We start from the raw sequence: 12,875 nt of genomic DNA, 5'->3' as shown, positions 1-12,875 counted from the left end.
AGGGTCTCAGTCCACCCCGCCCCGGGGATACCGCGCCGACCAAGCCGCACAAGCCCCCGCAGGGCTGTGCAGGGCCGGCCCCTGCGTCATCTCCATCGCGAAGTCGTCGCACAGTTCCAGCATCGTCGGACGGCCCTCCAGCTCGGCCACCCAGGCCGGCGGGAGGGCCGTCTCGCCGTGCAGCGCGCCGAGCAGCCCGCCGGTCAGCGCTCCGGCCGGGGCCGAGCGGGCGCCGTGGTTCACCGCGAGCCGCAGCCCGTGCCGGACGTCCTCCGCGACGAGGGCGCAGTACACGGCCGCCGACAGCAGTTCCGCCGCCGTCCCCTCCCCCGCCAGCTCCGCCACCCGCGCCGGGCCGGGCATCCCCTGCCGGACCGCGCCGAGCGCGTGCTGCAGCGCCTCCGACACCGGCTCGTGCCCGGGCCGGGCGGCCAGCACGGCGAGCGCCCGCTGCACCGCGCCGTCGAGGCTGTCGCCGCGGGCGAGGGCGTGCACGGTCACGGCGTACGCGCCCGCGGAGAGGTACGCGACGGGGTGACCGTGGGTCTGGGCCGCGCACTCGACGGCGAGCTGGGCGACGAGCTGCGGCTCCCAGCCGACCAGCAGCCCGAAGGGCGCCGACCGGGCGGCTGCCTCGGGGCCCGTCTCCCCGGGGCTCTTGGGCGCCTCCAGGGTGCCCATCACCTCGTCGCCGAGCCCGAGGAGCAGCGCGCGGGGCGGGTCCCGGCGGACGTACAGCCACTCTTCGTGGGCCAGCCAGCCGTCCTCCTTGCGGCGCAGGTCGGGGCCCCAGTCGCGCTGGGTGGCCGCCCATCTGAGGTAGGCGCGGTGCAGGTCGGTCGGCGGGTGCCAGGCGCCGGTGTCCCGGCGGACCTGGGCGCGGATCAGGCCGTCCACGGTGAACAGGCTGAGCTGGGTGAGGTGGGTGACGGCGCCGCGACGGCCGTGGACGGGGGCGAGGTCGACGACGCCCTCGGGGCCGTGTGCCTGCCGGATCTCCTCCAGGCCGAGCCGGTCGACGGGCGCGCCGAGGGCGTCCCCGACGGCGGCGCCCAGCAGCGTGCCGCGCACCCGGCTGCGGAAGTCCTGCTGTTCGGTACGGCCCCAGACCGGGCCGGCTGTCGCACCCACCAAGTCCTCCCGGCACCGTCCGTACGTACGACGTTCGCCACTGTAATCGAACGAGGCCGGAGCGGCAGAGGAGGCCTGCCCGGCACGGCCGGGGGCCGCCTGTCACGAACGGGCGGGGTCGCCGACGCGCTCAGTTGACGACGCGCACCTTCGTGCCCGTCGCGCCGAACGCCCACAGGGCCGAGCCGTCGGCCTTGGCCATGCGGATGCCGCCGGTCTGGGCGCCGGCGGCCGGGTTCGGGGACGCGCCGTCGACGGCGTTGGAGAAGGCGATGTTCACACCGGACTTCACGGTGAAGTACACGATGTGCTCGATCTCGACACCGTCGGAGCCGGTGGTTTCGTCCTTGCGCAGGGAGATCGTGTAGTTGCCGGGGTCGGGGTCGACGGTGCCCGGCCAGACGAGGAAGGTGCGGCGGGCCGCGTCGTCGGCGTCGACCAGCCAGACGCGGCGCTGCTGGAGGGAGTAGACGATACGGCGGCCCGTGCCGGAGTCCTCGGGCACGGCGGCCTTCGCCGGGGCGGACGGCGCGGACGCCGGGGGCCGGGGGCTCGCGGAGGCCGACGCGGAGGGCTTGGCCGCCGTCACCGCCGGCCGCTCCCCCTTGTCGGCCTGCAGCGTCAGCGCGCCGACGGCGACGATCGCGCCGGCCGTGAGACCGGTGACCCAAGCCCACGAGGGAAGCCGTCGGGCAGCCACGGGCACATCTCCTCAGGTACGGGGCCCCGTCCTCCGGGGCCCGATCATCGTACTGTGCGGTTCCCGCCCCCGGGCTCCCGTCCCCCGGCCGCCGGTTCCCGTCCCCCGGCCCGCGATCCGACGCCGGAACCATGCCCGGCCCGGCGTCGGATCCCGCTGTCCCTCGGAGGCGCTCAGTCCAGCACCGGGAGCAGGTCGGGCAGATGGCCGTCCGAGGCGGTGGCCGCGCGCTGCCGCTCCTCAGGGACCTCGCCGTACAGGGTGGTGCGGGGCCGGGACGGGCGGCCGGCCGCGTCGGCGACGGCGATCAGGTCCTTGACCGACTTGTAGGAGCCGTAGGAGGAGCCCGCCATCCGGGAGATGGTCTCCTCCATCAGCGTGCCGCCGAGGTCGTTCGCCCCGGAGCGGAGCATCTCGGCCGCGCCCTCCGTGCCCAGTTTGACCCAGCTGGTCTGGATGTTGGGGATCCAGGGGTGCAGCAGGAGGCGGGCCATCGCGGTGACCGCCCGGTTGTCCCGTGTCGTCGGTCCGGGGCGGGCGATGCCCGCGAGGTAGACCGGGGCGTTGGTGTGGATGAAGGGGAGCGTCACGAACTCCGTGAAGCCGCCGGTGCGTTGCTGGATCCCGGCCAGGGTGCGCAGATGGCCGAGCCAGTGCCGCGGCTGGTCGACATGGCCGTACATCATCGTCGAGGAGGAGCGGATGCCCAGTTCGTGGGCGGTGGTGATGACCTCGATCCAGGTCGCCGTGGGCAGCTTGCCCTTGGTCAGGATCCAGCGCACCTCGTCGTCGAGGATCTCGGCGGCCGTGCCGGGGACGGAGTCGAGGCCGGCCTCCTTCGCCGCCGTCAGCCACTCGCGGATCGACATGCCGGTGCGGGTCGCGCCGTTGACGACCTCCATCGGCGAGAAGGCGTGCACATGCATGCCGGGGACGCGCTCCTTGACCGCCCTGGCGATGTCGAAGTAGGCGGTGCCGGGCAGGTCGGGGTGGATGCCGCCCTGCATGCAGACCTCCACCGCGCCCACGTCCCAGGCCTGTTGGGCGCGGTCGGCGACCTGCTCCAGAGAGAGGGTGTAGGCGTCGGCGTCGGTGCGGCGCTGCGCGAAGGCGCAGAAACGGCAGCCGGTGTAGCAGACGTTGGTGAAGTTGATGTTGCGGGTGACGATGTAGGTGACGTCGTCGCCGACGGCCGACTTGCGTACGTCGTCGGCGACTTGGCACAGGGCGTCCAGCGCGGGGCCGTCCGCGTGCAGGAGGGCGAGGGCCTCCTCGTCGGTGAGCCGGGTCGGGTCGTCGGCCGCCGTCGCCAGCGCCTGCCGTACGTCGGTGTCGATGCGCTGCGGGACCATGCCGGGGGCGGCGGCCTCGCGCAGGGCGGCCCAGTCGCCGTAGACCTCGTCGAAGTCGTCACGCCGGTCGGAGGTGCGGCCGTCGGTGTCGATGGTGCGGTGCAGGTCGGTGCGGCCGGACGCCTCGAAGGCCTCCTCCGGCTCCTGCCACGGGAGCCCCTCGACGACGGCGTCCGGGCGTGCGAGCCCGGTCGCGGGGTCGGCCAGCGCCCGTACGTGCGGCCGCAGCCGCGGGTCCAGCCAGGGCTCGCCCCGCTGGACGAACTCCGGGTAGACGCACAGCCGTTCACGCAGAGTGAAGCCGGCGGCCTCCGACTTCGCGGCGAGTTCCTCGATCTGCGGCCAGGGGCGTTCGGGGTTGACGTGGTCGATGGTGAGCGGCGAGACGCCGCCCCAGTCGTCGATGCCGGCGCCGATGAGGCGTTCGTACTCGGAGTCGACGAGGTTGGGCGGCGCCTGGAGGCAGGCGCTCGGGCCCATGATGTGCCGGGCGACGGCGACGGTGGCGACCAGTTCGTCGAGTTCCGCGTCGGGCATGCCGCGCATCGCGGTGTCCGGCTTGGCGCGGAAGTTCTGGATGATCAGTTCCTGTATGCCGTGGTAAGCACGCGAGACCTTGCGCAGCGCGAACAGCGACTCGGCGCGCTCCTCGTAGGTCTCGCCGATCCCGATGAGGACGCCGGAGGTGAACGGCACGGAGGAGCGGCCGGCGTCCTCCAGGACGCGCAGCCGCACGGCGGGCTCCTTGTCGGGGGAGCCGTGGTGAGGGCCGCCGGGCTCCGACCACAGGCGGGTCGCGGTCGTCTCCAGCATCATTCCCATGCTGGGCGCGACGGGCTTGAGCCGCTGGAAGTCGGTCCAGGACATCACGCCCGGGTTGAGGTGGGGCAGCAGCCCCGTCTCCTCCAGGATGCGGACGGAGACGGCGCGGACGTAGGCGATGGTGTCGTCGTAGCCGTGCGCGTCGAGCCACTCGCGGGCCTCGGGCCAGCGGTCCTCCGGCTTGTCGCCGAGGGTGATCAGGGCTTCCTTGCAGCCGAGGGCCGCGCCCTTGCGGGCGATGTCGAGGACCTCGTCCGGGGACATGAACATGCCGTGCCCGGCGCGGCGGAGCTTGCCGGGGACGGTGACGAAGGTGCAGTAGTGGCACTTGTCCCGGCACAGCCGGGTGAGGGGGATGAAGACGCTCTTGGAGTAGGTGATGACGCCGGGGCGGCCGGCCGCCTCCAGGCCCGCGTCCCGGACGCGGGCGGCGGACGCGGCCAGGTCCTCCAGGTGCGCGCCGCGGGCCTGGAGCAGGACCGCGGCCTCGAAGACGTCGAGAGCGACGCCGTCCCGGGCACGTTTGAGCGCGCGACGCAGGGAGTTCTCGGTGGGTCCTGCGCCGCCGGGGCGGTCGGCGGGTCCGGTTCCGGAGGTCGCGGAATTCGTCATCTCTTGAGCATACGTTCGCGCTGATCAGGGCCGACGGGGACGCCCGGTCCCGCCTGGCCGGGCGGCGTCACGCGATGGCGCCGGCGGCGGGCAGGTACCGGGCGCAGTCGTCGAGCAGCCCCAGGACCTCCTTCTCGCGCGCCGGGGGCAGTTGCAGCACGACCTCCTCGATGCCCAGGTCGGCGTAGTACGCGAGCTTGCCGGGGGACGGCTGGACGGCGTACGGGACGACCTGGAGGGCGGACGGGTCGCGGCCGGCGTCGGCCCAGGCGGCGCGCAGTACCGGCAGCGACTCGGACAGGCCGCGCCCGCCGATCGGCAGCCAGCCGTCGGCGTACTCGCCGATGTGGGCGAACAGTTTGGGTCCCGCCGCCCCGCCGATCAGGGTGCGGGGGCCGACGACCGGGCCGCGCGGCCGCTGGACGGGCTTGGGGTGGGCGTCGCTGGCGCGGACGGAGGCGTAGGGGCCTTCGTGGGCGGTGGGCCGCGCCGACCACAGGGCGCGCATCAACGCCATCCGGTCCCGGACGAGTTCACGGCGGGTGCGCCACTCCACGCCGTGGTCGGCGGCCTCCTCGACGTTCCACCCGTAGCCGAGGCCGAGGGTGAACCGTCCGCCGGACAGGTGGTCCAGGGTCGCGATCTGCTTGGCGAGGCCGATCGGGTCGTGCTGGGCGACGAGTGTGATGCCGGTGCCCAGGCCGAGGTTCTCCGTCACGGCCGCCGCCTGGCCCAGGGCGACGAAGGGGTCCAGGGTGCGGCCGTACTCGCGGGGCAGGTCGCCGCCGGCGGGGTAGGGCGTGGTCCGCTCCACCGGGATGTGGGTGTGCTCGGGCAGATAGAGGCCGGCGAACCCGCGTTCCTCCAGCTCACGGGCGAGGCGGGTCGGGGTGATCGTCTCATCGGTGAGGAAGATCGTGACGGCGATGCGCATGATGGGCCTTTCGTCTCGTCCGACTCGGCGACACGGGAGTCGCCCTCATCTGTACCGCCGCAAGGAGCCACTGTCCATACCGACCGGTCGGCATCACGCGTGGGCCGCGCTTCCCCCGGCGACGACGGCCGCCGTCGGGCCTACGCTTCCAAGGGTGGGCTTCTTCCCGGCCGGCGGCGGCCGTGAGCGGGTGACGAGGACCGTGCGGGGCACACTGCCCGCCGGCGCCCCCGACTACGTGTACATACCCGTCGACGTCCCGTCCGGCGTACGGGAGTTCAGGGTGGCGTACACCTACGACCGGCCGTCCGTCCCCCCGGGCACGCCCGGCAACGCGCTCGACGTCGGCGTCTTCGACGAGCGGGGCACCGGGCTCGGCGGAGAGGGCTTCCGGGGCTGGTCGGGAGGCGCCCGCTCGGAGTTCTTCGTCCGCGCGGACGAGGCGACGCCCGGCTACGTCGCCGGTCCCGTGCGCGAGGGGACATGGCATGTGGCGCTGGGCCCCTACACGGTGGCCCCGCAGGGCCTGTCGTACGAGCTGACGGTCACGCTGACCTTCGGCGAGCAGGGCGAGACCCCCAGGCCCCTGTACCCGCCGGAGCGGGCGCGGGGCCGGGGACGAGCCTGGTACCGGGGCGACTGCCATCTGCACTCCTGGCACTCCGACGGCCGCCGCACACCCGGCGAGATCGCCGCGCTGGCCCGGGCGGCGGGACTGGACTTCGTCAACACCTCGGAGCACAACACCCATGCGGGGCACGGCGCCTGGGCGGACGCGGCCGGCGACGACCTGCTGGTCCTGCTGGGCGAGGAGGTCACCACGCGCAACGGCCACGCCCTGGCCGTGGGCACGGACCCCGGCACCTTCGTCGACTGGCGTCACCGGGCCCGCGACGACTGCTTCGGCCGGTTCGCCCGGCAGATCCGCGCGGCGGGCGGCCTGGTCGTCCCGGCCCACCCGCACGCCCCGTGCGTCGGCTGCGGCTGGCGGTTCGGCTACGACGAGGCGGACGCGGTGGAGGTGTGGAACGGGCCGTACACACCGGACGACGAGACGACGCTGGCGGACTGGGACGCGAGGCTGGCGTCGGGGGCGCGCGGGGGCCGGCGGGAGTGGCTGCCGGCGACGGGCGGCAGCGACGCACACCGGGCCCCGGACGCGGTGGGGCTGCCGCAGACGGTGGTCCTGGCCGACGACCTGACCCGACAGGCCGTCCTGGCGGGCCTCCGGGCCGGCCGGTCGTACGTGGCCGAGTCGGCCAGACTGGCGCTGACGTTCACGGCGGCGGACGACCGGGGCGCGCGGGCGGGCATCGGGGAGCGGCTGGACGTGGAGCCGGACACCCCGGTGACCGTCCGCCTGGAGGTGACGGGCGCCCCCCGCTGCACGGTCCGCTTCGTGACCGACCAGGGGGTGCTGTTCACGGGCGGCCCGCTGCCGGTGTCGGGCAGGGGTGTCGCGGAGTGGCGCACGACGCCCTCGCGCGCGGCGTACGTGCGGGCCGAGGTGCGGCACGAGACGGCGGCGGGGCCGGTGCCGGGAGTGATGGCGGCGTTGACGAATCCGGTGTTCCTGGGGCGGAAGTGAAGCCTCCCTCTGACGGGAAAAGCTCTTGACATCACCGTTTTGACGAGCAGAACAAGAACCTCGTATTCCGCTTTTCTGTTTCCGGTGAAAACAATTGATGCCCCTGGGTTTTGTTTTCCCTTGGCGTGTGCACGATCACTCAAGCGACTCACCAAGTGACTCACTCAAGTGACTCAAGTGACAGCACTGCGAAGGGACTTGTGTGCCCGTTCTCACCAGGAAAAGCAGACACCGGCGCCCGGCGCTGGTATTGGCCGGAATAGTCACCACGCTCGCGGTGGGCGTCTCCGCCGGAATCGCGTGGGCCGCGGTGACCGACAACATGCACCCGACGGCGAACAACAACCTCGCCTGCTTCAACGACCCCGAGGGCGGGGACGGCAGGCTGAGCTGCCGCACGGACAACGCCACCGTCACCTACTACATGGACAGCAACGGTCCGGTGTGCGAGCTGGAGTCCGAGGACAAGAACGCGGTGACCACGACCATGGGCAGCGACTACTCGCCCACCGACCTGACGATCAGCTACGACTCGTCGCCCACGTTCGAGGGCAGCGCCGAGACGGACATCATCTACCAGGAGTGCGACGCGGGCGTGCCCTCCACCGCCGACGGTGTCACCTGGTGCAACGACGCCGTGGACAACGCGGAGTTCGAGTGCGACCAGCAGTACGTCCGCCTGCGCGGCCCCGGCTCGTACACCCGCGGGCTGACCTGCCACGAGACCGGCCACGCGATCGGGCTCACCCACGGCCGGGACGCCGATCCCCGCCTGTCCAACACCGACAGCCGGCTCGGCTGCCTGGTCACGCCGGTCGGGTCCGACGTCGGGCTGGGAGCCAACAACCGTGACAACATCAACGGCCAGTTCTAGGGAGGCCCTGTGAGACGCCTGGCACGTATCGCTGCCGCCGTCACCGGCGCGACCCTCACGGCCGTCGTCACGGCCGCCGTCGTCAGCCCCGCCGGCGGGTCGTCGGCCGCCGCCGGAAACCGCCAAGGACAGGCCTCCGGCGACGGGGTGATCGTGGGCCATGCCTCCGATCGCCTGCCCAGCACGACGGCCCAGGACTGGGTGACGTACGCCGACCACGTGGTCGTGGTCTCTGCCGTCTCCGAACGGGAGATCGCGCCGAGCCGCAGCGAGACCGAGCGCGGTGAGGGGATCGTCGGCCGGCAGGTGACCCTGCGGGTGGACAAGGTGCTGTGGTCGCGTGCCGCCGCCCCGCAGAAGCCGCCGACGTCGTGGGAGTACAACGCCGCCGGCTGGCAGTTCAGCGACGGGGACACCGGCAAGCGGCGCAAGATGGTGCTGGAGGAGCGTCCGCGTGTGGAGGCCGGCCACTCCTACGTGATGGCGATCGTCTGGCAGGGACCGCGCTGCGCCGAGGGCGACGGCCGGACGCCCGGCAAGTGGCTCGGCCTGGGCGAGGGGTCCGAGATCCCCTTCGACGCGGGGATCCTCGGCAACGGGGAGGAAGCGGGACGCGTGGTGCGTCAGCAGGGCGGTTCGCCCGCGGCCGCCGCCCTCGCCGCGGACGAGAACCCGGACGTCGGTCTGGAGGAGCAGCTGGCCGGCGGATCGGCGAGCGCGCTGGTGAGCGAGCTCAAGGCGGCCGCTCCCGCGACGCCGCAGGAGTTCGGGGCCGCGTCGAGGACGGCCGGCGACGCCGCCGCCTGCGACTGAGGCACGCGGCCGCCCCGGGGCGAACGTTCTCCGGGGCGGCCGCGTCACAGTCGTACGTGGCGAGGAAGGGAAGCCGACATGCGGAAGCCGCCTTTGCCGAGGAGGAACGGGCGAGCTCAGCGCGCCCGCGCCGGATGCGCCCCGCCCTCGCCGCCGCCGTCGGCCTGGCCGCCGTGGCCGCCCTCTGTGCAGCCCTGCTGACCGCGTCGCCCCAGGACAGGCGGGCCCCCGACGGGGCCTCGCGGGACGCGGGCGGCCAGGGCCAGACCTACGCCGAGGGCATCGCCTGCGCACGCCTGATCGCCGAGGGGGACGTGCTCGACGTCCACCCGGCCTCCCGGCCGGGCCGCGTGCTGCTGAGGTTCGCCGTGAGCGACTGGATCAAGCCCGGGCGGGGTGCCGGCACGGTCGAACTCGACCTGGTCGACCCCTCCGTCGCCCAGGTCGAGGAGCCCTTCGCCAAGGGGCAGCACCTCCTGCTCGTCGTCCCGTCCGCGAGGACCTGGAGACGGACGCGTCCAGCGGCGCGGAGCTGCCCCGGACGCGCGAGATCATCGACGCCAACCGGTCGAAGGCGTCCACGACGAAGTGCCCACACCACTGGCGAGAGACACCGGGCTGAGACGGCCGCAGTGCTGCGATGTTCGAGGCCGTAGGTGCAGGCGGGCGTCTCCGCGACTCCGAGCCTCGGCCTCGCCCTCAGTGACCGGCGGCGCGGTCCTCAGCCCGGCCAGACGATCGCCTGGAGCTCGCTGTACGCGTGCAGGGCGTAGGAGCCGACGTCGCGGCCTACTCCGCTCTTCTTGAAGCCGCCGAAGGGGGCTTCCATGTTGCGGGCGACCGTGTTGACGCCGACGCCGCCGGCGCGGAGGCGGCGGGCGACGCGGAAGGCCTTCGCCACGTCGGCGGACCAGACGTAGTCGATCAGGCCGTAGTCGCTGTCGTTGGCCAGGGCCACCCCCTCCTCCTCGTCGTCGAAGGGGATCACCACGACCACCGGGCCGAAGATCTCCTCCCGGGCGACCCGCATGTCGTTCGTGCAGTCGGCCAGGAGGGTCGGGGCGACGTAGAAGCCGCGCTCCAGCGGCGGGCGTTCACCGCCGGTGACGACCACCGCGCCCTCCTTTCGGCCCAGTTCGACGTACGACTCCACCCGGTCGCGGTGGGCGGCGGAGATCAACGGGCCGACGACGGTGTCCGGTTCACTCGGGTCGCCCACCTTCAGCCGGCCCGCGTACGCCGCCAGACCCTCCACCAGCCGGTCGTACACGCCCCGTTGGGCCAGGACGCGGGTCGGGGCGGTGCAGATCTGGCCGCTGTAGAAGGAGAAGGTGGTGCCGATCCCGGCCACCGCCGACCTGACGTCCGCGTCGTCGAGGACGAGCGCCGCGCCCTTTCCGCCCAGCTCCATCAACTGCCGCTTCATGGAACGCCCGCACTCCTCGGCGATGCGCTGCCCGACCGCAGTGGACCCGGTGAAGCTCACCATGTCGACGTCCGGCGAGGACACCGCCGTCTCACCGACCTCCACCGCGCGGCCGGAGACGACGTTCACCACGCCCCTCGGCACCCCGGCGGCCTCCAGTGCCTCCGCCATGCGGTACACGGACAGCGGGTCCTGCGGGGCCGGCTTCACCACCACCGTGTTGCCCATGGCCAGCGCCGGGGCGACCTTGCCCGCCGGGTTCGCCCACGGGTTGTTGTACGAGGTGACGCAGGTGACGACGCCGACCGGCTGGCGCACGGCCAGCGCGCCCGTGACCCCGGCCTTCCCCATCGGGCCGGCCTCGTTGATCTGCGGCGGGATCGCCCACTCGGCGGGCTCCACGCGCGCGTACCGGCGGAAGCGGGCCGCCCCGACGCCCACCTGCATCGCCCGCGCGGTCCCCGTCGTCGCGCCCGTCTCCGCGCGGGCCAGTTCGGTGTACGGCACGAGGTGGCCGCGGATGAAGTCCGCGGCCCGGGCCAGCACCGCCGCCCGCTCCTCGGGCGCCGTCCGCGACCAGGGGCCGAAGGCCTCACGGGCCGCCGCGCAGGCCGCGAGCACCTGCTCCCGTGAGGCCTCCGGAGCCCATCCGACCCTCTCCTCGGTCGCCGGGTCGGTCACCGTGTAGTGACCGCCGTCCGGTTCGACCCACGCACCGCCGACGAACAGCCGCTGCCCGTCGCCCGCTCGGCCGCCGCCCGCGGTCGGCCCGGATCCCCGGCTCACTTCGTCGCCACCGTCCGTGTGTCGCGGCCCGAGCGCAGCACCCGGCCCGGCACCGCCCCGGTCACCACGTCGTCGCGGATCGCGGCGACCCCGTTGACCCACACCGCCCGCACGCCCAGCGCCTTGGAGTCCAGCCGTGGGCTGTCTCCCGGCAGGTCGTGCACCAGGGTGGCCGTGCCCGCGTCGATCCGCTCGGGGTCGAACAGGACCAGGTCGGCATGGAAGCCCTCCTCGATCCGGCCCCGCTCCCGCAGGCCGAACAGCCGCGCGGGGTCGTCGGTGAGCATCTTCACCGCCTGTTCCAGGGCGACGAGCCGGCGCCCGCGCAGACAGTCGCCGAGGAACCGGGTCGTGTACGGCGCCCCGCACATGCGGTCCAGGTGCGCGCCCGCGTCGGAGCCGCCCAGCAGCACGTCCTCGTGCTGCCAGGTCTCCGCTCTGAGCGCCCACGACGCCGGGTCGTTGTCCGTCGGCATCGGCCACAGCACCGTGCGCAGCCCGTCGGCGGCGCATATCTCCACCAGGCAGGCGAACGGGTCCAGGCCGCGTTCCGCCGCGATGTCGCGCACCACCCGGCCGCTCAGCCCGAGGTTCGCCTCGCTGTAGGTGTCGCCGATGACGTACCGCCCGAAGTCGGCCAGCCGCCGGAAGACGCCCGCCTCCTTGGAGTCGGCGCGCCGCAGCATCTCGGCCCGGACGGCCGGGTCACGGAGCTTATCGATCCGCTCCGGGACCGGCAGCGCGAGGACCGGCCCCCAGCCGGGGATGAGGTTGAGGGCGCAGAAGGTGCCCAGGGACATGTTCATCGGGGTGAGGATCGGCATGGTCAGGGCCACCACCCGGCCCCCGGCCTTCCGCGCCCGCTCGCTCGCCGCCAGCTGCCGGGGCACCCGCTCCGGCACGGCCGCGTCGACGGTGAGGACGTTCCAGTTCAGGGGGCGTCCGGCCGTCGCGCTCATCTCGACGAACAGGTCGATCTCGGCGTCGCTGAACTGGTCGAGGCAGCCCGCGACGATCGCCTCGATCTGGGTGCCCTCGTGCTCCCCGACGGCGCGCGCCAGGGCGAGCAGTTCCCGGGGGCGGGCGTGCCGGGACGCGACCGGCTGTCCGTCTCCGTCGGAGTGGGTGGAGGACTGGGTGGTGGAGAAGCCCCATGCACCGGCGTCCATCGCCTCGTGCAACAGCCCCACGATCCGGTCGAGTTGTTCCTCGCTGGGCTGCCCGCCGACCGCGTCCGGCCCCATCACGTACCGCCGCAGCGCGCAATGCCCCACCATGAAACCGGCGTTGACGGCGATCCGGCCCTCCAGCGCGTCCAGGTACTCCCCGAACGAGTGCCAGTTCCAGGGCGCGCCCTCCTCCAGCGCGACCAGCGACATGCCCTCGACCTTGGACATCATGCGGCGCGTGTAGTCGGCGTCGCCGGGCCGCTCCGGGTTGAGCGGCGCGAGGGTGAACCCGCAGTTCCCGGCGGCGACCGTGGTGACCCCGTGGTTCAGCGAGGGCGTGGCGTAGGGGTCCCAGAACAGCTGGGCGTCGTAGTGGGTGTGCGGGTCGACGAACCCGGGGGCGAGGACGAGCCCGGAGGCGTCCTCGACGGACCTCGCCTCCTCGGTGACGTGGCCGATCACGGCGATACGGCCGTCCCGTACGCCGACGTCGGCGACACGGGCGGGCGCGCCCGTCCCGTCGACGACGGTCGCCCCTTTGATGACGTGGTCGAGCATGGAGGTGACTCCTTCGAGTGCGTGAGGATGCCTGCCTGGGGGCGCGGGGCTGTACCGGTCTGCGGCTCCGCCGCGTGGGCGCGACCAGCCACGACGCACCCGCACCCTCA

At 73.5% G+C, this 12,875-nt stretch carries 10 protein-coding genes; 4 read left to right on the top strand and 6 right to left on the bottom strand.

The window, feature by feature from the left end; translation table 11 throughout:
• Positions 1-6 precede the first annotated feature (6 nt).
• The 4 genes from EV567_RS20555 to EV567_RS20540 form a co-directional block, all read right to left on the bottom strand.
• On the bottom strand, positions 7-1,131 hold the full coding sequence (locus EV567_RS20555; protein WP_130442192.1) for an ADP-ribosylglycohydrolase family protein: 1,125 nt from the start codon (positions 1,129-1,131) through the stop codon (positions 7-9).
• Between the two features lie 130 nt (positions 1,132-1,261).
• Positions 1,262-1,837: a hypothetical protein gene (locus EV567_RS20550; RefSeq protein WP_130442190.1), complete on the bottom strand. Its 576-nt coding sequence runs from the start codon at positions 1,835-1,837 to the stop codon at positions 1,262-1,264.
• Between the two features lie 167 nt (positions 1,838-2,004).
• Positions 2,005-4,617 carry a bifunctional FO biosynthesis protein CofGH gene (locus EV567_RS20545; protein ID WP_130442188.1) on the bottom strand — a complete coding sequence of 871 codons (2,613 nt, stop codon included), beginning with the start codon at positions 4,615-4,617 and terminating at the stop codon, positions 2,005-2,007.
• Positions 4,618-4,684: 67 nt separating this feature from the next.
• Positions 4,685-5,551, bottom strand: coding sequence for an LLM class F420-dependent oxidoreductase (locus EV567_RS20540; protein ID WP_130442186.1), 867 nt, complete (start codon positions 5,549-5,551; stop codon positions 4,685-4,687).
• A 76-nt stretch (positions 5,552-5,627) separates the two neighbouring features.
• Between EV567_RS20540 and EV567_RS20535 the strand changes: the two genes are divergently transcribed.
• From EV567_RS20535 to EV567_RS27980, 4 genes are all read left to right on the top strand, one after another.
• On the top strand, positions 5,628-7,139 hold the full coding sequence (locus tag EV567_RS20535) for a CehA/McbA family metallohydrolase (RefSeq protein ID WP_407071612.1): 1,512 nt from the start codon (positions 5,628-5,630) through the stop codon (positions 7,137-7,139).
• Positions 7,140-7,389: 250 nt separating this feature from the next.
• Positions 7,390-8,013 (top strand): hypothetical protein, encoded by a 624-nt coding sequence (locus EV567_RS20530; protein WP_242620923.1) that lies wholly within the window; start codon positions 7,390-7,392, stop codon positions 8,011-8,013.
• 9 nt (positions 8,014-8,022) lie between these two features.
• Positions 8,023-8,826 carry a hypothetical protein gene (locus EV567_RS20525; protein WP_242620922.1) on the top strand — a complete coding sequence of 268 codons (804 nt, stop codon included), beginning with the start codon at positions 8,023-8,025 and terminating at the stop codon, positions 8,824-8,826.
• Between the two features lie 134 nt (positions 8,827-8,960).
• The gene (locus EV567_RS27980) at positions 8,961-9,482 is read left to right on the top strand and encodes a hypothetical protein (RefSeq protein ID WP_207228815.1); all 522 of its coding nucleotides are present in this window, start codon (positions 8,961-8,963) and stop codon (positions 9,480-9,482) included.
• A 65-nt stretch (positions 9,483-9,547) separates the two neighbouring features.
• On the opposite strand, the gene EV567_RS20515 is transcribed toward EV567_RS27980, so the two are convergent.
• Both EV567_RS20515 and EV567_RS20510 read right to left on the bottom strand, forming a co-directional pair.
• Positions 9,548-11,038 carry an aldehyde dehydrogenase family protein gene (locus tag EV567_RS20515; protein ID WP_130442184.1) on the bottom strand — a complete coding sequence of 497 codons (1,491 nt, stop codon included), beginning with the start codon at positions 11,036-11,038 and terminating at the stop codon, positions 9,548-9,550.
• Entirely contained in the window at positions 11,035-12,765 is a 1,731-nt protein-coding gene (locus tag EV567_RS20510; RefSeq protein WP_130442182.1) for an amidohydrolase family protein, read from the bottom strand. The genes EV567_RS20515 and EV567_RS20510 overlap by 4 nt, the downstream gene beginning before the upstream one ends.
• Between the last annotated feature and the right edge of the window lie 110 nt (positions 12,766-12,875).

The organism is Streptomyces sp. BK239, assembly GCF_004217285.1.
Lineage (GTDB): Bacteria > Actinomycetota > Actinomycetes > Streptomycetales > Streptomycetaceae > Streptomyces.
This window is presented reverse-complemented; position numbering and strand designations above follow the sequence as displayed.

Coding starts and splice junctions, on each gene's coding strand:
- EV567_RS20545 (WP_130442188.1), bottom strand. CDS start 4,617: ATGACGAATTCCGCGACCTCCGGAACCGGACCCGCCGACCGCCCCGGC.
- EV567_RS20540 (WP_130442186.1), bottom strand. CDS start 5,551: ATGCGCATCGCCGTCACGATCTTCCTCACCGATGAGACGATCACCCCG.
- EV567_RS27980 (WP_207228815.1), top strand. CDS start 8,961: ATGCGCCCCGCCCTCGCCGCCGCCGTCGGCCTGGCCGCCGTGGCCGCC.
- EV567_RS20510 (WP_130442182.1), bottom strand. CDS start 12,765: ATGCTCGACCACGTCATCAAAGGGGCGACCGTCGTCGACGGGACGGGC.